This window comes from Erythrobacter sp. HA7-11, assembly GCF_055693605.1.
Genome location: NZ_JBVFUF010000001.1, coordinates 1 through 20,338 on the forward strand (window position 1 = coordinate 1; position 20,338 = coordinate 20,338).

The window sequence follows — 20,338 nt, forward strand, 5'->3', positions numbered from 1 at the left end:
ATGTCGCCGCCATATCGTGCTCACGCGGCACGAGGATTGGCAAAGCGAAGGCGCAGAGCAGGTGCATTCGGTTGATGAGGCGCTCGCCTCCGCGCGTAAAGACAATGACACCGGCGAAATCTGCGTCGTGGGTGGTTCTGCAATCTACGACGTGTTCAGACCGCTCGCCCAACGGATCGAAGTGACCGAAATTCACGAGGACTTCAAAGGCGACACATTCATGAAGCCGCTCGGCTCGGAATGGGAAGTCACATCGCGCGAAGACCATCCTTCCGATGGGGATAGACCCGCCTATTCCTTCGTTACCTATCACCGCTGCGGCGAGGCGGACTGATGCGCTGGCTTGACCACCGCGAGACTGTGGCTGACGCGCTGCGCGGCGCGGTGATTGCGCTCGGCAATTTTGATGGCTTTCATCAAGGGCACCAAGCGGTCGCGGGTGAGGCTATCAAATGGGCGCATGACGAAGGGCGCCCGTCGATCATCGCCACGTTCGATCCGCACCCCGTGCGCTTTTTCCGCCCCGATGTGCCGCCATTTCGCCTGACCACGCTGGAACAACGCCAAGAGCTATATCTCGCCGCGGGCGCGACCGCGATGCTGGTGTTTCACTTCGACGCAGAGCTTTCGAGCACCAGCGCCGAGGACTTCATCACGCATATTCTAATCGAGCGATTTGGCGCGCATGGGGTCGTCACAGGCGGCGATTTCACCTTTGGCAAAGGCGCGAAGGGCAATGTCGATCTGCTGCGCGGCTTTGGCGGCGAGCACGGTCTAAAATCGCGGGTGGTCATGCCGGTCGAGGGACAGGGCGAAGTGGTCTCATCCAGCCGCATTCGCGAGGCTCTGCGCGAGGGCAAGCCGGAACTGGCGACAGAGCTGCTGTCTCGCCCGTTTGCCATTCGCGGGATCGTCGAACATGGCGACAAACGGGGCCGCGAAATCGGTTATCCGACCGCCAATCTCGCGATCGATAAATATCTGCGCCCCAAATATGGCATCTATGCTGTGACCGGCAAAATCCTGGCCACCGGCGAAGTGCTCAAAGGCGCAGCCAATATCGGCGTGCGCCCGCAATTCGAACCGCCCAAGGAATTGCTCGAGCCGCATTTCTTCGACTTTGCAGGCGATCTCTACGGCCAGGAAATCGAAGTGTCGTTCCACCACTTCCTGCGCGGTGAGGCCAAGTTTGACAGCCTTGAGGCGCTGATCGAGCAGATGGACAAGGATTGCGAACAGGCAAAGGCGTTACTGGCCTAGAAATCAGGCTGGCATAGGGGCAATTTCACAAGAATTGGGGTCGCATGAAAATATGGTTACGGCGCGCGGGCGTTTTCGCCGCCCTTGCATTTCTGGTGCTGACGGTGGTCAATGCCAGCTGGCTAGCGCCTGATCCAAAAGGCGCGCCCAAGCTGATCGCCCATCGCGGCGCGTATCAGCTTTACGACAAGACAGGTGTTGAGCGCGACACCTGCACCGCCGACCGGATTTACGAACCCTATCACCGCTATCTCGAGAACACGGTCGACGGCGTGACCCGCGCGGCAAAAATCGGTTCCTGGATGGTCGAGATCGACATCGCCCCGACCAAAGATGGCGAGCTGGTCGTCTTCCACGACTGGACGCTCGATTGCCGCACCGATGGCAGCGGACCGGTGCGCGATGCCACACTCGAAGAGCTGAAAGCGCTCGACATCGGGCACGGCTACACCGCCGATGGCGGCAAGACCTACCCGTTTCGCGATGCCGAATTTGTCGGCGCGATGCCAACGCTCGAAGAGCTGGTGCAGGTTTTGCCCCGCAACGCTAAACTGATGATCAACTTCAAGTCGAAGGATGCAAGCGAAGCCGATCTGCTAGCCGCCAAGCTTCGCAAAGCGGGCCGCGACCCGGTGGAAAAGGGTGACGGTTTTTACGGCCACGAAGCCCCGATCTACCGTATCCGCGAAATCTTCCCCGACGCCTGGGCCTGGAACCAGGGCGAGGCGCGCGAATGCTCCGAAGATTACGTCGCGATGGGCTGGAGCGGCTATTTGCCGCAAAGCTGCCGAGGCAAGACCATGATCGTGCCGCTCAACTACCAATGGGCGTTCTGGGGCTGGCCCAACCGGCTGATCGCGCGGATGGAAGCGCATGGCGGCCAAGTGATCGTCGTCGGACCCACGGGAGACAACAAACCGCGCGGGCTAACCCTGCCCGAACAGCTGACCGAGATTCCCAACACCTTCAACGGTTTCGTGTGGATCGAGGATGCCTTTTCTATCGGCCCGGCGCTCAATCCCAGCGTCGACAATCGCACGCAGGCAGAGATCGACGCGACCGAGGCCGCGCTTGAACGGCGGCGCGCCCAGTGATCGCGGGCGCATTTAGCCTTTCGTGCCGCCGCGCTTTGTTCTAACGGCCCTCGGCTATGTCTGATCAATCACGCGACCTTAAAGACACGGTCTTCTTGCCGAAGACCGACTTCCCGATGAAAGCCGGCCTTCCGCAGAAGGAACCGGGCATTGAGGCGCGCTGGCGCGAGATTGATCTGTACAAGCAGCTGCGCGAAAGCCGCGCGGGGCGCGAGAAGTTCATCCTCCACGATGGCCCTCCTTACGCCAATGGCGATATGCATATCGGCCATGCGCTGAACCATATCCTCAAGGATATGGTGTGCCGCACGCAAAACCTGCTGGGCAAGGATGCGCCTTACGTGCCGGGCTGGGATTGCCACGGCCTTCCGATCGAGTGGAAGGTTGAGGAGCAATATCGCAAAAAGAAGCTCAACAAGGATGAGGTTCCAGCCAAGGAATTTCGCGCCGAATGCCGCGCCTATGCGCAGCACTGGGTCGATACGCAGCGCGAGCAGCTGAAACGGCTGGGCATCATGGGCGATTGGGACAATCCCTATCTCACCATGGATCCGCAGGCCGAAGGCACGATTGTCGCTGAACTGCTGAAGTTTGCCGAAGCCGGCAATCTTTACCGCGGGTCGAAGCCGATCATGTGGAGCCCGGTTGAAAAGACCGCGCTGGCAGAGGCCGAGGTTGAGTATGAGGACCTGATGGACTCGCCTCAGATCGATGTGGCGTTTAAGATTACCGAAAGTCCGATTGAGGAGCTTGTCGGCGCACATGCGGTGATCTGGACGACGACCCCGTGGACGATCCCGGTGAACCAGGCGATCGCTTATGGGGCGGACGTTGAGTATGTTCTTTACGAGGTGCGCGTCAGCGATGGCCCCGTCAAAGCAGGCGACGATCCGTTTGAACCCGCCGATTCATCCGACTGGCAAATCGCGGGGCAATATTTGATAGCGCGCGATCTTGTCGGCGAAGTTGCACCGCGAACAGCCGGCGATTTTGGCGGAACAACAGACTGGTTCACCGAAGTCTGGTCGGGGACAGGCTCCGACCTCGCCGGAACCAAAGCCCGTCACCCGATGCATCATCTCGGTGGGTTCTACGCGACCCCGCGCCCCTTCCTCGAAGGCGACTTTGTCACCACAGAGAGCGGCACCGGCCTCGTCCATATGTCACCCGATCACGGCGAGGACGATTTCGATCTGTGCAAAGCGAATGGCATCAATCCGGTCTTCGCGGTGATGGATGATGGCCGTTATCGCGACGATTGGCTTTGGCTCGGTGCAGATGACACAGACGAAGAGGGCAAGGAACGCCGCCGCTCGGTCATCAACAAGCCGTTCAACGCGCCCGAAGGGCCGATCTGCTCCGACCTGCGCGCAGCGGGCGCGTTGCTCAGCGCCTCGGTACCGATTATGCGCACTCCTACCCGCATTCCTGGCGCTCCAAAGCAAAGGTGATCTATCGCTGCACGCCGCAATGGTTCGTGCCGATGGATAAGGAACTTGAACCGGTCTCCTCGCTCCATTCCGCGAGCCTCGATGATCTCGAGGCCGCCGTGGGCAGCACGCTGCCAAAAGACACAGGCAACACCCTGCGAACCCGCGCCATGTCCGAAATCGAGCGCGTGCGCTTCGTGCCCGAAAAGGGTCGCAACCGCATCGGCTCCATGGTCGAAGGGCGGCCCGACTGGGTGCTCTCACGCCAGCGCGCCTGGGGCGTGCCGATCACTTTGTTTGTCCGCCCTGACGGAACCTATCTCCAAGACCCGGAAGTCAACGCGCGCATCGTCGCAGCGGTGACCGAAGAAGGCGTCGATGCGTGGGAAGAAAGCCGCAAGGCCGAATTCCTGGGGCCCGATCACAACCCGGATGACTATGACATGGTCATGGACATCTTAGATGTCTGGTTCGATTCGGGCTGCACGCATTCCTTCGTGCTCGAATCCGGACGCTGGCCTGACCTGCAATGGCCCGCCGATCTCTATCTCGAAGGGTCAGACCAGCATCGCGGCTGGTTCCAGTCCTCGCTGCTGCAAAGCTGCGCAACACGTGGCCGCGCGCCTTACGATCAGGTGCTCACCCACGGCTTCACCATGGATGCCAAGGGCAAGAAGATGTCGAAATCGCTCGGCAATACGATCGACCCGCTCAAGATCATGGAGCAGACCGGGGCGGATATCATCCGCCTATGGGCGCTCTCGGTTGATTTCACCGAAGATCACCGGATCGGCGATGAAATCCTCAAAGGCGTGGGCGATCAATATCGCCGCCTGCGCAACACGTTCCGCTATCTGCTCGGCGCGCTTGACGGATTTGTCGGCGATATGTCGGATGTCAGCGAGATCCCCGAGCTGGAGCTCTATGTCCTTTCGCTGCTGAGCGAACTGGACGGTAAGCTGCGTCAGGCGGTGAACGACTACGACTTCAACACCTATACGCGTCTGCTGGTCGATTTCTGCAACGAAGACCTCAGCGCATTCTTCTTCGATATCCGCAAGGATACACTCTATTGCGACGGGCCGGACAGCGATGTTCGCAATGCCTATCGCACCGTGCTCGACCTGTTGTTCCACGCGCTGGTCCGCTATGCTGCGCCGGTGCTGGTCTACACCGCAGAGGAAGTGTGGCAGACCCGCTATCCCGAAGATGGCGAGCAAGAAGGAAGCGTGCATCTGCTCGAATGGCCGAGCGTGCCGCAAGTGCCAGCTGATGGCAAGAAATGGGCCCAGCTTCGGAGCTTGCGCGAACGCGTGACCGAAGCGATTGAGCCTTTGCGCCGCGAAAAAGTGATCCGTTCCAGCAACGAAGCCGTCGTGACCGTGCCGGAGAGCGCCGTTCCTGAAGGCGTGACCGACGCGCAGCTCGCCGAATTGTTCATCACGGGGACAGTGACGCGCTCTAAAGGCGACGAGGTGACTGTCGCCAAATCCACCGATGCGAAATGCGGGCGCTGCTGGCGCTTGCTGCCTGACGTCGCGGAAGATGGCGCGCTGTGCGGGCGCTGCGACAGCGTGGTCGCCGGTATGGACGCCGCACAATGAGCGGGTTGTTCACTCGCAACCGTGTGATCGGACTGGTGCTCGCGCTCGTCATTGCGGGCGTTGATCAGCTGATCAAATGGTATGTGATCGGCCCGCTATCCCTGCGGGAGGTCGGCAATATCGAGCTGCTGCCGTTCTTTGACCTCACTTACGTGGAGAATCGCGGCGTTTCGCTCGGAATGCTGACCGCGCAGAGTATGGAAATGCGCTGGGCGCTGGTGGGCATGACTGCGCTGATCGCGCTTGTCGTGCTGATCTGGATTATGCGCGAAAAGCTGATGGGCGATATTCTCGGCCTTGCGATGATCCTGGGCGGTGCGATTGGCAATATCCGCGACCGTTACGAATTGGGCTATGTGATCGACTATGCTGATCTGCATATCGGCACATTCCGCCCCTTCCTTGTTTTCAACGTCGCCGATGCGGCTATCACCATTGGTGTCGTGATAATCCTGCTGCGCAGCTTTTTTGTCAGCGACAAGGATGATACAGAGACTTCAACCGATACAGGCAGCGAGGCTATGCCTGAGCAACCTGCCAAGAATTGACGCGGAGAGATTAAATCATGCGTGCCATTAGAACTGCCATCCTTTTGACCTCTGCCAGCGCGATGTTGGCCGCATGCGGAGGTTCGGGCATTTTCAACCGTGATCGTCCGGATGAGTTCGCTGTGCAGCGTCAGGCTCCGCTGGTTGTTCCGCCTGATTTCAACCTTGCACCGCCCGCTCCAGGCGCTCCGCGTCCGGCTGAAGGCGCTGCTTCCGAGCAAGCGCTCGAGGCGCTGTTTGGCGGTCCTTCGCCGCGCAGCCAGGTCGAAACGAGCGCGCTTGATCGTGCCGGGGCGGCAGAAGTTGGTATTCGCTCTTCGGTGGGTGATCCTGAAACCAACACTGTGGCCAAAGGCCGGGTGACCCGCGACATTATCGCTGCGCCAGAAGGTGACGGCGCGAGCGCACAGGCCATTATACCCTCTTGATTGACCCTCAAACGCCGGGCGGGGGACATCCGTCCGCCTTGGCTTTCCTCGCATAAGATCGGGCGCGCGCTCGCGCTTGCGCAAGCAAAAATCAGTTCGAGCTATCCGATAACGCAGGATTCTTGCGCACCAGCATCTTGCTGATGCGGCGGCGTTCCATCCCGATCACTTCAAACTGCCAGCCCTGATCGATGAAGCTCTCGCCCTCGGTCGGCAGTTTCTTGAACTGCGATAGGGCATAGCCAGCTGCCGTGCCGAATTCGCGGCTCTCGTCATAATCGAGCGCCAGCCGGTCGGCCAAGGCGTCCGCCGCCATCGCGCCTGAAATGAGCAGTGAACCATCGGGCCGCTCGACCAGCTCTGGCGCATCGCCTTCATCCTGATCGCTGGCAAAATTGCCCGCCATCGCGGTGAGCAAATCAACCGGCGTTACGATCCCATCCAGATGGCCGTATTCGTCATGCACCATCGCCATCGCAATATCAGCCTGCTGCAGCACGCGCAGCGCGTCCATCGCATCAAGCTGATCAGGCACGACTTCGGCTTTGCGCATCATATCTTTCAGAGAGACGGGCTCTCCCGCTACCATCGCCGCGAGCAATTCGCGCACTTTGACGACGCCCAGCACATTATCGGCCGAGCCATCGGCAACCGGCAAAAGCGAGTGCGGGCTGTCGGCTATCGCGGCCTTGATCGCCTTTTCGTCCGCTCCGACATCAATCCAGTCAAGCTCGGTGCGCGGCGTCATCATCTCACGCACGGGCCGCTCGGCCAGGCGGACAACACCGGTCAGGATCTGGTGCTGCTCTTCCTCGATCACGCCCGAACGCGTGGCGTCGGCGAAGATCATCTGCAGTTCTTCAGCGGTCACGCTGTTCTGATTGCCCGAGCGGATACCGAACAGGCGAATAATCCCGGCGGACGATGTATCAAGCACCCACACTAGCGGCGCCGCAATCCGCGCCAGAAACGCCATAGGCCGCGCCATCAATAGCGCAATCGGCACAGCCGTGCGTAATGCGAGCTGCTTTGGAACCAGCTCGCCGATCACCAGAGTGAAATAGGTGGTGGCCGCAATCGCAATGCCGAATCCGACTTCGGTCGACATATCGGCGGGGACACCCAGCAGCACCAGACGCTCGCCAATCGGCCCGCCCAGACTAGACCCGGAATACGCGCCTGAAATGATCGCGACCAAGGTAATGCCGATTTGCACGGTAGAAAGGAATTTGCCCGGCTCAGCGGCCAGAGCGAGCGCCGTCTCGGCGGCGGATGAGCCTTCATCGCGCTTGGCCTTCAGGCGCGCTGTCTTGGCCGAAACGATCGCCAGCTCTGACATGGCGAACACGCCGTTCAAGACGATCAAGCCGCCGATGATGAGCAAATCTGTCCAGGGAAAGGGTGTCACGCTCCGACCGCTAGCACAATTGTGTCGCACCGCCAGCCATTCTTGCGCACTATTCCTCTATCATTTGCGGTATTTCATAACATAATTTAACCATGTTCAGCTTGCATCAAAAGCAACTGAAGCAGATGCAGGCAGCAGGGGAACAAAGTCGCGGTCCAGTCCATTAGTTTGGCAGACGGACAGAATTTCTGGAGGAAATACAATGAAAACATCAAAGATAATCCTTTCGACCACTGCCATGATCGCGCTTCTGGGCACCAGCGCATGCGTGACCGATCCCAACACTGGCGAGCAGAAAGTTTCACGCACTGCAATTGGCGCAGTCCTCGGCGGTGTGATCGGCACGGCAGCAGGCGGCCTGATCGGCGGCGATACCGCTCGAATTATCGGTGCAGGCATTGGCGGCTCGGCAGGCGCGGTGATCGGCAAGCAGTTCGATGACCAGATCAAGGAACTGGACGAAGAGACCGCGGGCTCGGGCGTCGATGTGGAAGAGATCGGCGATCAGGATGGCATTCTTGTGCGCTTGCCAGATGGCGTGACCTTCGCCAGCGGCTCGGCTGATATCAATCCGGGGTTTTACGACACGCTCAACACCGTTGCTGACAGCCTGATCAAATATCCCAACAGCCTGATCGACGTATACGGCTTTACTGATACGACCGGTTCGGATGCGTTGAACCAGCGCCTGTCCGAACGCCGCGCGCAAAATGTCGCGGACTATCTCGCCTCGCGCGGCGTCGCGCGCAGCCGGATGGCGACGCAGGGCTTTGGCGAAAGCTATGACCAATTGCGCGTAAAAACCGGCGACAATGTGAACGAACCGCTCAACCGCCGGGTCGAGATCAAAATCGTTCCGATCAGTCAGGATCAGGTCAACGCGGCGCGCTCAGGCAACTGATTTTAGCCGATCGCTTTTTGAAGAGGGGCTGGGGCAACCCGGCCCCTTTTTTGTTGCCAGCTAGCCTTTGCGCGACAATTCCGCCGCGCGCTCGGCGACCCGCGCGACTGCATCCGCATGGATCGCTGTCGAACTCGCCAACACGCCGAACGCGGTCGGGTTACGCTTGTTGTAATCGAACGGCTTGCCAAAGGCGTCCGTCACTTCTGCGCCAGCCTCGCGCGCGATTAGTGCGGCCGCGCCGACATCCCATTCGTAACCCCAGCGCAAGGTCGCAACCAGATCGGCTTTGTCGTACCGCAACCATCGCCACCCGCAGCGCGATCGAATTTGGCTTTTCGACCACTACCAGGTCCGATTCGGCGCTGGGCAATTGATCGATCGGAATGCGCGCGCCGGAAAACTCGGCCCGAGAAGACGCTGCAATCGGCTGTCCATTCAGCGTCGCGCCTTGTCCCGCCTGCGCCGACCATTCCTCACCGCGTGCGGGCGCACACAGCATGCCGAGCAGAGGACGGCCCGAACTGATCAGTGCAACCGAAATCGCCCAGCCGCTGCGCCCGCGAATAAAGTCGCGCGTGCCGTCAATCGGATCGACCAGCCAGATGAGATCATTCTTGAGCCGCGATTCGTCGTCGACCGTCTCTTCGGAAAGCCACCCCGCCGAGGGCAGCAATGCGCCCAGTTCCCGCTTAAGGAACCGGTCGACCTCGAGGTCCGCCTCGCTCACCGGATCGCCGGGGGTTTTCTCCCATGTTGCCAGATGATGACCATCGCCCGGCCAGCGCGAGTGCGCAATCCGGCCCGCTTCGCGGACAATCTGTTGAAGGCGGTTCTGGTCAATCATTGGCAATCATCATGTGCGCGGATTCTCGTGGCCGCACAAACCCTACTTTTCAAGTCGCTCAATCCATGCTTAGGCAGGATCAAACACGTCGTGCCGCAACGCAGCACGATTGGCACTCTTCCGACACGAATTTCTCAAGGGATACGCTCGCTCATGAACATCCACGAATATCAGGCCAAGGAACTGCTCAAGGAACACGGCATTGCTGTCCCCGCAGGGCATGCAGCGATGACGGTTGAAGAAGCCGTCGCCGGCGCAAAGCAGCTTCCCGGCCCGCTCTACGTGGTGAAAGCGCAAATCCATGCTGGTGGCCGCGGCAAGGGCAAGTTCAAGGAACTGCCAGAAGATGCGAAGGGCGGCGTGCGGCTCGCATTCTCGCTGGATGAGGTGGAAAGCCACGCCAAGGAAATGCTCGGCAACACGCTGGTGACGATCCAGACCGGCGAAGCGGGCAAGCAAGTGAACCGCCTCTATGTCACTGACGGCGTGGATATTGAGAGCGAATATTATCTCGCCATGCTGGTCGACCGTGCGACAGGGCGCGTTGCGATGGTCGCCTCAACCGAAGGCGGCATGGACATTGAAGATGTCGCGCACGAAACGCCTGAGAAAATCACCACGATCACGATAGATCCAGCGCAAGGCTTTATGCCGCATCACGCGCGCTCGGTTGCCTTTGCACTGAAGCTTTCGGGTGATCTCAACAAGAAATGCCAGAAGCTCGCAAAGCAGCTCTACACCGCGTTCATGGCGAGCGATTGCGAAATGCTCGAAATCAATCCGCTGGTTGAGACCAAGGCCGACGCCGATGGCAAGGCCAGCCTGCTGGTGCTCGACACCAAGATGAGCTTTGATGGCAATGCGCTCTATCGCCACCCGGCCATCGAAGAGATGCGCGACGAGACCGAAGAAGATCCGGCTGAAGTCGAAGCGAGCGAATACGACCTCGCCTACATCAAGCTTGATGGAAACATTGGCTGCATGGTCAATGGTGCGGGCCTCGCCATGGCGACGATGGACATCATCAAGCTGAACGGCGCGTTCCCGGCCAACTTCCTCGACGTGGGCGGCGGCGCGACCACCGAGAAAGTGACCGCGGCGTTCAAGATCATCCTCGCTGATGATGCGGTTGAGGGCATTCTGGTGAACATTTTCGGCGGCATCATGCGCTGCGACACCATCGCAGAGGGCATCGTAGCTGCGGCGAGGGAAGTCGAGCTCGACGTGCCGCTCGTGGTCCGCCTGGAGGGCACGAATGTCGAGAAGGGCAAGGAAATCCTCGCCAATTCCGGCCTGCCAATCGTGCCGGCCGACAATCTGGGCGATGCTGCGAAAAAGATCGTCGCCGAAGTGAAGCAGGCGGCTTAGCAGCTAGGCCACATACGAATTCAAGGCCGCACCTGTTTTTACAGGCGCGGCCTTTTCGTATCTAGCGCGAGGCTTCAGGTTCGGGCAGGATCGGGTCGCTGCTGTCCTGATAGGTCAGCCAGTTGCGCCAGATCGTGTGGGTTCGCTCGTCCGTTAGCCTGATCGAGCATCGCAATGACATCGCGTTGCGGATCGAGCCCTCTTTCCAGTTTTCATAGACCGCGCCGCATTCTTGCTCACGGTAAATCGCGAACGCGGCATCGCTCGCCCGGATCATATCGCCAAGTGCGCTCTGATTGTCGGACCGCCCGAGTGCAGCGGCAAGGTATTCGGCTTGGCGCTGTTCGGCCCGCTCAAGCACTTGGGCGAGACACTGGTTGATCGCGAAGGTGGTCCCATCGCAATCGTAAGATGACAGTCCGCTGGGTTGCGATGCGCGAAAACGGAAAAACAACTCTTGCGGTTCGGGCTTGCCACTCTTCATCCGCACCGCAGCAACAAGGCCATCCGGGCCATCGCAGCGCAAGGTCAATCCGTGGAAGAACGCTGCGCATTCTTCGAGCGCGACGAGGCGGAATGTGACCATGTCATCCTTTTCCTCCCAACTCGTCATGTCGGCATTGAAGTGCTTGAGCCGCATCACCAGCGACCCGTCTTCCTCGCTGATGTAGAGATGCTCGGTGAACATGACCGCGCCGTCGGCAGTCTCTTGCACGAAGGTGCCGACCATGATGCCGCCTGCCGGTGGCAGCCAGCTCTCCATTGCGGGCGCGCCCTGAATGCCCGCTCCCACCCACTGTCCGACCAGCCAATCGAGCTGCTCGAGCGAAGCCGGGGGCGATTCGAAACCCTCTTCACCCACGCGCGTTTCGAGCGCATACGACTTCGGCTGGGCCCAAGCCGGTCCGACTGCGCCTATCAGCGCTGTAAAAACGCCCAACCCCCCCAAAAAAACCGTCCGCATAGCGTCATCCTCCGTATCTCGTGTGTAGCGTAAGCCTGCAAAATCACCTAGCGAGGCAAACGTGCACATAGCGGTTCAATTGCCGCCAATTCGAGAAGGTGATTGGCTTGACGTTTACGTAAACGCAAGCTAGAGCGCGGGCATTGAGTTTTGACGCGCGCCGCGTTCTGGCGGGGCGCTTCCTAGGGAAAGGAAATCACATGAAAATCCTCGTCCCCGTTAAACGGGTGATCGATTACAACGTGAAGCCACGCGTGAAGGCGGATGGCTCGGGCGTTGATCTGGCCAATGTCAAAATGAGCATGAACCCGTTTGACGAGATTGCGGTTGAAGAAGCGATCCGAATCAAGGAAGCGGGCAAGGCGGAAGAAATCATCGCCGTTTCGATTGGCCCAGCCAAGGCGCAGGAAACGCTGCGTACCGCGCTTGCCATGGGCGCCGACCGCGCGATCCTGGTCGAAACCGATGAAGAGGTTGAGCCGCTCGCCGTTGCCAAGATCCTCAAGGCCATCGCCGAGGAAGAGCAGCCCGGCCTGATCATGTTGGGCAAGCAGTCTATCTCCGACGATTCGAACCAAACCGGCCAGATGCTCGCTGCCCTGATGGGCCGCCCGCAAGGCACCTTTGCCAACACCGTCGCGGTCGATGGCGACAGCGTCGAAGTGAAGCGCGAAGTCGATGGCGGTCTCGAGACCGTCAAGCTGACGCTGCCAGCGATCGTCACCACCGACCTTCGCCTCAACGAACCGCGCTACGCTTCGCTGCCGAACATCATGAAGGCCAAGAAGAAGCCGCTCGACACCAAGACGCCTGCCGATTTCGGCGTCGACACCGCGCCGCGCCTCACGACCACCAATGTCGCTGAGCCGCCCGTGCGCCAGGCCGGCGAAAAAGTCGCCGATGTCGATGAGCTGGTTGCAAAGATCAAAGCGCTCGGCATCGCGTAAAGCGGCTGAGCAGGAAAGGAATAGACAGACATGAACACTCTGGTTCTCGTCGAACACGACAATTCGAGCGTCAATGATGCAACACTCGCTGTCGTCACCGCTGCTGCGCAAATGGGCGATGTGACCGCACTGGTCGCAGGCCACAATTGCGGCGCAGTTGCCGATGCGGCTGCGCAAATTGCGGGCGTCTCAAAAGTCTTGAAGGCGGATGACGCTGCTTATGCGAACAACCTTGCGGAGAATGTTGCTCCGCTGGTCGCTGGTCTGATGGAAGGCTACGACGCTTTCCTCGCGCCAGCGACGACCAACGGTAAGAACATCGCGCCGCGCGTCGCCGCGCATCTCGATGTGATGCAAATCTCGGACATTCTATCGGTCGAAGGCGACAACACCTTCACCCGTCCGATCTATGCGGGCAACGCGATCGCGACCGTCAAATCCTCCGACCCGAAGCTGGTGATCACCGTTCGCGGTACGGCCTTCGATAAGGCTGAGAGCACTGGCGGTTCGGCTTCAGTCGAAGAAGCGAGCGGTCCGGGCGATGCAGGCATTTCCAGCTTCGTCAGCGCCGAAATCGCTGATGGTGGCGACCGTCCAGAGCTCACGAGCGCTGGCGTGATCGTTTCGGGCGGGCGCGCGCTCAAGGATAGCGAAACCTTCGAAAGCGTTATCACCCCGCTCGCCGACAAGCTTGGCGCAGCCATCGGCGCATCACGCGCGGCGGTTGATGCGGGCTATGTCCCGAACGATTATCAGGTCGGTCAGACCGGCAAGATCGTTGCCCCAGAGGTCTACATCGCCATCGGTATCTCCGGTGCGATCCAGCACCTGGCGGGCATGAAGGACTCCAAAGTCATCATCGCGATCAACAAGGATGAAGACGCACCGATCTTCCAGGTCGCGGATATCGGCCTCGTTGCTGACCTATACAACGCGGTGCCGGAGCTGACTCAGAAGCTCTGATAACGTTTCAATATTTGCCTTTGATCAGCCCCTCTTCCGCGCTATCCTCGCGGAATGAGGGGTTTTTCTTTGCAATCGCCACTGTCGCGCTCATTTCGCTGATTTTATTCCACAATGACTTGCAGGCTAAAGAACCGGTGGTTCTGTCGCCAAGCAGCAATTGGAATCTGGACTACGCCGAAGACAAATGCCGTCTCATGCGAAGATTTGGAGAAGGCGAAAATTCGGTTGAGTTCTTGCTAGAACAGGCCGGACCAGAGCCGTTCTATACAATGGCGCTTTTTGGTGAGCCGGCGCGCGGAAGCAATCGCGAAACCATGCGGCTCCAGTTCGGCCCGTCAGAAGAATTGTCAGAACGCAGCTTTCTGAGCGGGAAGCTTAAGAGCACGAAAACCCATTTCGTCATCATGCACGGTATCCACCTCGCAGCGCCACCCAAGGATGCGAAACAAGGCGAATTCGTTGTTGTCGATATTGGGCCGGAACGGGAGCAAGCGATTACGACCCTATCGCTAAAGCATGGTGTGCGGCATCCTTTGACGCTTCAGCTTGGCTCAATGGGAGAACCAATGGCGGCTATGCGAACCTGCATCGCCGATCTGATGGAAGAGATCGGGCCGATTGAGGACGATCCCAGTGGGAAAGGGAAGAGCGCCAATCTGATAAATATCAAAAAGGTCGCTCGCTTCATACAAGAGCGTTACCCAACGCGGATGATTAGAGAAGAACAGGAAGGTGTGGTTGGCGTGCGCCTGATCGTCAATCGCGAAGGAAAACCATCCGCATGTCAGATTACCAAATCAGACCGCCCAGCCGCTTTTGATGATTTGGTCTGCTTTGGTCTTTTGAGAATTGCTGAGTTTGAACCTGCTGTTGGTCCTGATGGCGAGGCACGCATCGGGACTTACACCACAAGTGTTAGATACAAGCTCAACTAAAACAGTCGAAACCGTCAAGTCCCATTCCCCATCAACCGCCTGTCGCGCCGTTGGCCTATGCGACCGCGTGACGCGATCTGGTCAGCGTCGCTCGGGTCACAGACGTCCGCCAATCGCCGCGCGCTCGCAAGCGCCGCTTTCTCGTCGCCAGCGATCAACGCGGCGGCGCAGGTGGCACACTCTTTTTGCGCGCGGTGAGAGCGATCTTGTGCAACCACCTGATTGAGCAGCGCGAACATCTGAAACCGCGCACTGGATAGCGCCTTTTCGGTGGCGCTCAGCTCAAGCATCGCGAAATACAGCTCTTTCGCGGCTATGCTCTCTTCCAACCGGCGATCGCACCGCATCGAGCGGCCAGTCATAACCACCGCTCCTGAGCCAACGTCCAGCTGGCAAGGTGTGGTCGCGGTTACCAGAGCGCCGTTGATCACAGCCTGCGCTCCTGCGGTCAGAGTGATGGTGCGCGCGTCGGACGTGGTTTCGTGTGAGGTCATACAGACAAGGTAAGCGACCGTGGAAAAGACAATGCTGCCTACGTGCCAAGGGTTTTTACGTAAGCGCTGAGGCCAGTCACATGAAGGAGATGATGAAGTGGATGGTCATCCCCACCAGTCCGCCAACTATCGTCCCGTTAATCCGGATGAATTGCAGGTCGCGGCCCACGGCCCCTTCGATCCGGCCTGTGATGGTCGTCGCGTCCCAGCGCTTTACTGTGTCCGATACGAGTGTGACGATCTCTGCACCATAACGGGTGGCAATGCCGACCAGTGTGCGACGGGCAAAGCGGTTGATCTGCCATTGCAGCCGCTCGTCTTTTTTGAGCGCATTGCCCAATTCGGCCAGGCCTTTGCGCATTTCATTGCCGAGCTCGCTATCGGCTTCGCGCGCGCGGCGGATCAATGAACGGCGAATGCGCTCCCACACGCCCATCCACCATTCGGCAACGGCCGGGTTCTGAATCAAGTCACGCTTCATGCTCTCGACGCGGTCGCGCGTGGTCGGATCGTGCTGTAGGTCTTGCGAGAGCTGCTCCAGACCTTCTTCGATCTTGCTGCGCAGCGGATGCTCCGGATCGACCAACACTTCTGCAAGCAGCTTGTAGAGACCATCGAGGACCGAGCTTGAAATACGCTCGTCGAGGCCGGTCCAGCGCAAAACCGCATTGGCGCGGTCATGGATGACTTCGCGCACCGTCTCTTCGTTGTCTTCCAGGGTCAGGCCCGCCCAGCGGATGAAGCCATCCATCAAGGGCATATGCCGTTGATCGGCAATGGCGCTTTCCAGCATTCGGTACCGATAAGCGGAGAGATATCAATCTTGGCAAATTGGTTGCCAAGGCCGCTGCGGACCTGATTGCCAAGCCGGTCGGGATCGAGCGATTCGAGCACTTCAGCAAGCAGCTCCGCTGCCCCTCCGGTGATGCGCGAGCGTGGATCGGCCTTCGTGCCATCACGGGCAGGCGTGACCAGAAAATCGCCGACCGCGCGCGCGACATTCATGCCCGACATGCGGCGTGCGACCACCGCGGGCGTGAGGAAATTTTCCTGTAGGAACTGCGCCATCGTATCTGCGATGCGGTCTTTGTTCTGCGGGATGATCGCGGTGTGCGGGATGGGCAGGCCGAGCGGGTGTCGGAACAGCGCGGTCACGGCAAACCAGTCTGCGAGACCGCCAACCATCGCTGCCTCTGCAAAGGCATTCACATAGCCCCATGCCGGATTCAGCTCGACATAAGGATGCGTGGTGAAGAACAGCACCGCCATCGCGACCAACAGGCCCGTCGCGGTCCACCGCATGCGGCGCGCACGATCCGCTTGCAAAGGCTCGCCGCCGAACGTCAGATCAGGCATGTGCGTGCTCTTCATCGGCGCATCTCAATGAGCGGCGCGATAGGGCGCCATTTGTAAAAGCAACGCACAATGCCGCATCACTCGGCGGGTTCAGCCTCTGGCGGAGTGCCAGTTGCTGGACCGGCAGGTTGATTGCTGCTGTTTTCATCGCCCGGCTTATAGGTCAGCGTTTTCTCTCTCAGCCACGGGCCGATGCGTTTTTCAAAGCTGTCAGCTAAGCTGAAACCGGCAGGGACAATCAACAGCGTCAGAACGGTAGAGAGAATAAGACCGCCGATCACAACAGTCCCCATCGGCGCGCGCCAAGCGCCATCACCTGACAGCGACAGTGCGGTCGGCACCATTCCGGCTGTCATCGCGACGGTGGTCATAACGATCGGCTGAGCCCGCTTGTGACCAGCTTCGACAATCGCTTTGAACTGCTCTGTTCCCTCGGCCATTTCTTCGATCGCGAAGTCTATCAAGAGGATCGAGTTTTTGGACACGATCCCGAGCAGCAATAATATCCCGATCAGAACTGGCATCGAAAGCGGCTGTCCAACCAGCCAGACCAGGAAGATGCCGCCGAGCGGTGCGAGCGCGAGCGAGGTCATGTTGACCAGCGGGCTCATCAGGCGTTTATAAAGCAGGACCAGCACCGCGAACACCAGCAACACGCCCGCAATAATTGCGGTCGTAAAGCTGGAGGCGAGCTCAGCTTCGAATTCAGCTGTACCCACTGCGTCTCGATTCACACCGGTCGGAAGGTCTTGCAGGGTCGGCAATTGCTCGATTTGCTGCGTGACGTCGCCGCGCAGGAATCCAGAGGCCAGGTCAGCGCCAATGAAGACCCGGCGGTTCTGGTTGTAACGCTGAATCGATGTCGGCCCTGAGCCGAAAGAAATGTCGGCAATCGAGCCGAGCGGGACTGATCCTCCTCCTGAGGTCGGAACAGGAAGATTCTCGATCGTGGTTAGATCTTCGCGAGCAGAGGCTGGCAGCCTCACTGATATTGGCACTTGCCGGTCAGACAGCGAGAACTTGGCGGCGTTCTGGTCAATTTCACCCATCGTCGCGATGCGGATTGTCTGGCTCAAAGCGACGGTCGATACGCCCAGTTCAGCCAGCAATTCCTGACGGGGGCGGATGATGATTTCCGTACCGCGGAATATCGGCGTTGATACGCGGGGCAACCAATCCGTCGAGGCCTTTCATATCTTCGACGACTTTGGCTGCGGTCTCGTTGAGCAGGGCCGGATCGGAACCTGCGAGCATGATAGTGAAATCACGGCCGCTGCCACCGCCGCCGGGGCCATTGTCATTCTGGAAGCGCACGCGCGCATCGGCGATCTTGGCAAGCTCTGGCGCCATCTCGCGCGTGAACTCAATCGACGTAAGCGACCGGTCTTCCTTCAACGTGACGAACATACGGGCCGTGCCCTGCTCAACAATTTCGAGCGCCAGTTCAACATCGCCTTGCGCATAGAGCAGATCAGATACCTGATCGACGACCCGCTCTGTATCCTCCAGTGTTGTGCCGGGGACCATCTCGATTTGGACCCGAACATTCTCGTCATCGACATCGGGAAAAACCTGGAACGGCGTTTGCTGCATGAGCAATACGGTCAACAGGAACGCGAAGTAGCCAACGCCCAGCATCCAGATGCGGTGATCGAAGAAGCGCGCTTCGAGATATTCCCAAGTCTTCTCCATGCGTTCGCCAGCGAAGCGGGCGAGCCCCTGAAGTCCGAAGATCAGCATCAAAACTGTAGCCAGAGCGTACACGCCACCCAAAGCCAGAGTGATCCCTTGCTTGACGTAATCGCCAATCGATTTGGCCGAAGCTTCAGCAGCGGGCGCAGCGCTCGCCGCAGCCTCACCAGCACCGGACATCTCGGCCCAATTAAGCGCGAGATAGGCCCCGCCGCCGCCAAGGACAGCCAAAAGCCCGATGGCGAGCAACAATTTCGGCACGCTGCGCAGACCATAAAAGATCAGCCAGACCATGCCCACGCCAAGGGCGCACACCACGCCAAGCTCAAGTATTTGCAGGGGCCGCGCGATCAGGCTCCACAGCAATCCGCCTTCGTTGGACGAGACAAGCCCGGCGAGTTTCGTTGGTGCGGATGCGGCGTCAAAGAGCGCATATCCGCCAAACACGCCGACCGCGGCCATGACCAATACCTGCAAGCAGATCAGGAACAGCACGAAAATGTAGAGCCAACGACGCCTTGGCACCATCGCCTCGGCGCGGCGTTTGAGCATGCGCGATTTATCGAGCGACCAATTCAGGACGCGCAGATAGCGGTCCATCCACTTGCCTTCGCCGTGCGCCGCATGACCTTCCGCCCGAAGGAAATATGCCGCCAGCATCGGCGTGATCATTCGCGCCACTGCAAGGCTCATCAACACGGCAATGACGACTGTGAGGCCGAAGTTCTTGAAGAACTGGCCGGTAATGCCGGGCATCAGTCCGACGGGGAAGAACACCGCGATGATACAGAAGCTGGTCGCCACCACCGGCAGACCGATCTCATCGGCTGCATCGATCGACGCCTCATAGGCAGACTTGCCCATTCGCATGTGCCTGACGATGTTTTCGATCTCCACGATCGCATCATCGACCAGGACGCCCGCCACCAATCCGAGCGCAAGCAGCGACATCTGGTTCAGGTTGAACCCGATCAGCTCCATGAACCAGAATGTCGGGATGGCGGAAAGCGGGATGGCAATCGACGAAATTAGCGTCGCGCGCCAATCGCGCAGGAAGAAAAACACCACGACTACGGCCAGGACCGCACCTTCGACCATCGCCGAGATCGAACTGGTATACTGGTCCTTGGTGTATTTGACCGTGTTGAACAGCGGGATGAATTTTACACCCGGATTCGCAGCCTCGATATCCTCGATAACTGTCAAGGCTTCTTCATAGACGGTCACATCTGACGCGCCTTTTGCGCGTGACATGAAAAAGTTGACGACCTCTTTGTCGCGCACTTTGCTTACGATAGTGCGCTCGGAGAATCCGTCGCGAACATCGGCGACATCGCTCAATTTGATTGTGTTGCCGTTGCTCAGTCTAAGCTGCCGCTGAGAAAGCTCGAATGCCGTTTCTGTATTGCCGAGCACTCGGACGGATTGCCGCGCGCCGCCTATCTCGGCCATGCCGCCTGCCGCATCGGTGTTGTCCCGCCGCAGCACCGAATTGAGCTCACTCGCGGTTACGCCCAGCGACTGCATACGCTGTGGATCGAGAATAACTTCAATCTCTCGATTGACACCGCCCCAGCGTCCAGCCTCGGCCATGCCCGGGATCGACAGAAGGCGCTTGGCGACCGTGTCATCGATGAACCAGCTAAGCTGCTCGATGGTCATATCGGTCGCTTCGACAGCATAAATGCCCAAGAAGCCGCCCGCGACCTCTACCTTGCTGACGCGCGGCTCCAGAATCCCGTCAGGCAGACTGCCCCGCGTGCTATCGACCGCGTTTTTGACCTCGGCGACGGCAACATTTGGATCGATACCAAGTTCAAACTCGACAAATGTGCTTGAACTGCCTTCGCGCGCAGTCGAAGAGATATTGCGCACACCGTTGAGAGAACGCACCGCCGACTCGATTTGCTGCGTGATCTGGTTCTCAATTTCAGTCGGAGCTGCGCCCGGCTGAGCAACATTTATGTTGACACCCGGAAACTCAATGTCCGGGTTATTGACAACATCCATCCGGTTGAAACTGAGCATACCGGCGAGAAAAATCGCCGCGAAGAACACCAGCGGGATAACCGGGTTGCGTATCGACCACGCGGAAA

The 20,338-nt window shown here is 59.2% G+C and carries 16 protein-coding genes and 3 pseudogenes; 12 read left to right on the forward strand and 7 right to left on the reverse strand.

The genetic code is table 11. The features are described 5' to 3' along the window. From ACZ1GU_RS00005 to ACZ1GU_RS00035, 7 genes and pseudogenes are all read left to right on the forward strand, one after another. Nucleotides 1-334: dihydrofolate reductase (locus tag ACZ1GU_RS00005; protein ID WP_472646105.1), on the forward strand; the 334-nt coding region annotated here is incomplete at its 5' end. Beyond that, nucleotides 334-1,260, forward strand: a complete 927-nt coding sequence (locus ACZ1GU_RS00010) for a bifunctional riboflavin kinase/FAD synthetase (RefSeq protein ID WP_472646106.1) — start codon at nt 334-336, stop codon at nt 1,258-1,260. The genes ACZ1GU_RS00005 and ACZ1GU_RS00010, both read left to right, overlap by 1 nt. 44 nt (nt 1,261-1,304) lie before the next feature. Continuing rightward, entirely contained in the window at nt 1,305-2,354 is a 1,050-nt protein-coding gene (locus tag ACZ1GU_RS00015; RefSeq protein ID WP_472646107.1) for a glycerophosphodiester phosphodiesterase family protein, read from the forward strand. 56 nt (nt 2,355-2,410) lie between these two features. Further along, nucleotides 2,411-3,200: pseudogene (locus ACZ1GU_RS00020) on the forward strand (class I tRNA ligase family protein); the annotation flags it as partial. Between the two features lie 637 nt (nt 3,201-3,837). After that, nucleotides 3,838-5,388, forward strand: a complete 1,551-nt coding sequence (locus ACZ1GU_RS00025; RefSeq protein WP_472646108.1) for a class I tRNA ligase family protein — start codon at nt 3,838-3,840, stop codon at nt 5,386-5,388. Beyond that, the gene (lspA, locus tag ACZ1GU_RS00030; protein WP_472646109.1) at nt 5,385-5,936 is read left to right on the forward strand and encodes a signal peptidase II; all 552 of its coding nucleotides are present in this window, start codon (nt 5,385-5,387) and stop codon (nt 5,934-5,936) included. Before ACZ1GU_RS00025 ends, lspA begins: the two co-directional genes overlap by 4 nt. Nucleotides 5,937-5,953: 17 nt before the next feature. Then, complete coding sequence (locus ACZ1GU_RS00035; protein ID WP_472646110.1) at nt 5,954-6,364, forward strand: DUF3035 domain-containing protein; 411 nt, start codon at nt 5,954-5,956, stop codon at nt 6,362-6,364. Nucleotides 6,365-6,455: 91 nt separating this feature from the next. On the opposite strand, the gene ACZ1GU_RS00040 is transcribed toward ACZ1GU_RS00035, so the two are convergent. Beyond that, nucleotides 6,456-7,772 carry a hemolysin family protein gene (locus ACZ1GU_RS00040; protein ID WP_472646111.1) on the reverse strand — a complete coding sequence of 439 codons (1,317 nt, stop codon included), beginning with the start codon at nt 7,770-7,772 and terminating at the stop codon, nt 6,456-6,458. A 202-nt stretch (nt 7,773-7,974) separates the two neighbouring features. Here ACZ1GU_RS00040 and ACZ1GU_RS00045 point away from each other — a divergent pair, with 202 nt between their 5' ends. Next, nucleotides 7,975-8,673, forward strand: a complete 699-nt coding sequence (locus ACZ1GU_RS00045) for a YiaD family glycine zipper/OmpA-like lipoprotein (RefSeq protein WP_472646112.1) — start codon at nt 7,975-7,977, stop codon at nt 8,671-8,673. A 60-nt stretch (nt 8,674-8,733) separates the two neighbouring features. Here the strand turns inward: ACZ1GU_RS00045 and ACZ1GU_RS00050 are convergent. Then, nucleotides 8,734-9,520 (reverse strand): annotated as a pseudogene (locus ACZ1GU_RS00050) (3'(2'),5'-bisphosphate nucleotidase CysQ). A 153-nt stretch (nt 9,521-9,673) separates the two neighbouring features. Between ACZ1GU_RS00050 and sucC the strand changes: the two are divergent. Beyond that, nucleotides 9,674-10,888, forward strand: coding sequence for an ADP-forming succinate--CoA ligase subunit beta (sucC, locus tag ACZ1GU_RS00055; RefSeq protein WP_472646113.1), 1,215 nt, complete (start codon nt 9,674-9,676; stop codon nt 10,886-10,888). A 61-nt stretch (nt 10,889-10,949) separates the two neighbouring features. On the opposite strand, the gene ACZ1GU_RS00060 is transcribed toward sucC, so the two are convergent. Then, nucleotides 10,950-11,852, reverse strand: coding sequence for a DUF6265 family protein (locus ACZ1GU_RS00060; RefSeq protein WP_472646114.1), 903 nt, complete (start codon nt 11,850-11,852; stop codon nt 10,950-10,952). A 200-nt stretch (nt 11,853-12,052) separates the two neighbouring features. On the opposite strand from ACZ1GU_RS00060, the gene ACZ1GU_RS00065 reads away from it, so the two are divergent. The 3 genes from ACZ1GU_RS00065 (at nt 12,053) to ACZ1GU_RS00075 (ending at nt 14,700) form a co-directional block, all read left to right on the forward strand. Continuing rightward, the gene (locus ACZ1GU_RS00065; protein WP_472646115.1) at nt 12,053-12,799 is read left to right on the forward strand and encodes an electron transfer flavoprotein subunit beta/FixA family protein; all 747 of its coding nucleotides are present in this window, start codon (nt 12,053-12,055) and stop codon (nt 12,797-12,799) included. A gap of 30 nt (nt 12,800-12,829) precedes the next feature. Then, the gene (locus ACZ1GU_RS00070) at nt 12,830-13,762 is read left to right on the forward strand and encodes an electron transfer flavoprotein subunit alpha/FixB family protein (RefSeq protein ID WP_472646116.1); all 933 of its coding nucleotides are present in this window, start codon (nt 12,830-12,832) and stop codon (nt 13,760-13,762) included. Nucleotides 13,763-13,959: 197 nt separating this feature from the next. After that, nucleotides 13,960-14,700, forward strand: coding sequence for a TonB family protein (locus ACZ1GU_RS00075; RefSeq protein WP_472646117.1), 741 nt, complete (start codon nt 13,960-13,962; stop codon nt 14,698-14,700). 14 nt (nt 14,701-14,714) lie between these two features. Here the strand turns inward: ACZ1GU_RS00075 and ACZ1GU_RS00080 are convergent, their stop codons facing one another. From ACZ1GU_RS00080 to ACZ1GU_RS00095, 4 genes and pseudogenes are all read right to left on the reverse strand, one after another. Next, the gene (locus tag ACZ1GU_RS00080; RefSeq protein ID WP_472646118.1) at nt 14,715-15,194 is read right to left on the reverse strand and encodes a flagellar biosynthesis repressor FlbT; all 480 of its coding nucleotides are present in this window, start codon (nt 15,192-15,194) and stop codon (nt 14,715-14,717) included. A 76-nt stretch (nt 15,195-15,270) separates the two neighbouring features. Next, a pseudogene (locus ACZ1GU_RS00085) lies at nt 15,271-16,496 on the reverse strand (DUF445 domain-containing protein). 131 nt (nt 16,497-16,627) lie between these two features. Beyond that, a complete protein-coding gene (locus ACZ1GU_RS00090) occupies nt 16,628-17,722 on the reverse strand; it encodes an efflux RND transporter permease subunit (RefSeq protein ID WP_472646119.1) in 1,095 nt (364 codons plus the stop codon). Next, a partial coding sequence (locus tag ACZ1GU_RS00095; RefSeq protein ID WP_472646120.1) for an efflux RND transporter permease subunit occupies nt 17,649-20,338 on the reverse strand: 2,690 nt, incomplete at its 5' end. The genes ACZ1GU_RS00095 and ACZ1GU_RS00090, both read right to left, overlap by 74 nt.

Excerpts from the sequence above, each read along its gene's own strand:
- ACZ1GU_RS00010 (WP_472646106.1), top strand. The coding sequence starts at position 334 with ATGCGCTGGCTTGACCACCGCGAGACTGTGGCTGACGCGCTGCGCGGC.
- ACZ1GU_RS00015 (WP_472646107.1), top strand. The coding sequence starts at position 1,305 with ATGAAAATATGGTTACGGCGCGCGGGCGTTTTCGCCGCCCTTGCATTT.
- ACZ1GU_RS00025 (WP_472646108.1), top strand. The coding sequence starts at position 3,838 with ATGGATAAGGAACTTGAACCGGTCTCCTCGCTCCATTCCGCGAGCCTC.
- lspA (WP_472646109.1), top strand. The coding sequence starts at position 5,385 with ATGAGCGGGTTGTTCACTCGCAACCGTGTGATCGGACTGGTGCTCGCG.
- ACZ1GU_RS00035 (WP_472646110.1), top strand. The coding sequence starts at position 5,954 with ATGCGTGCCATTAGAACTGCCATCCTTTTGACCTCTGCCAGCGCGATG.
- ACZ1GU_RS00045 (WP_472646112.1), top strand. The coding sequence starts at position 7,975 with ATGAAAACATCAAAGATAATCCTTTCGACCACTGCCATGATCGCGCTT.
- sucC (WP_472646113.1), top strand. The coding sequence starts at position 9,674 with ATGAACATCCACGAATATCAGGCCAAGGAACTGCTCAAGGAACACGGC.
- ACZ1GU_RS00060 (WP_472646114.1), bottom strand. The coding sequence starts at position 11,852 with ATGCGGACGGTTTTTTTGGGGGGGTTGGGCGTTTTTACAGCGCTGATA.
- ACZ1GU_RS00065 (WP_472646115.1), top strand. The coding sequence starts at position 12,053 with ATGAAAATCCTCGTCCCCGTTAAACGGGTGATCGATTACAACGTGAAG.
- ACZ1GU_RS00070 (WP_472646116.1), top strand. The coding sequence starts at position 12,830 with ATGAACACTCTGGTTCTCGTCGAACACGACAATTCGAGCGTCAATGAT.
- ACZ1GU_RS00075 (WP_472646117.1), top strand. The coding sequence starts at position 13,960 with ATGCGAAGATTTGGAGAAGGCGAAAATTCGGTTGAGTTCTTGCTAGAA.
- ACZ1GU_RS00080 (WP_472646118.1), bottom strand. The coding sequence starts at position 15,194 with ATGACCTCACACGAAACCACGTCCGACGCGCGCACCATCACTCTGACC.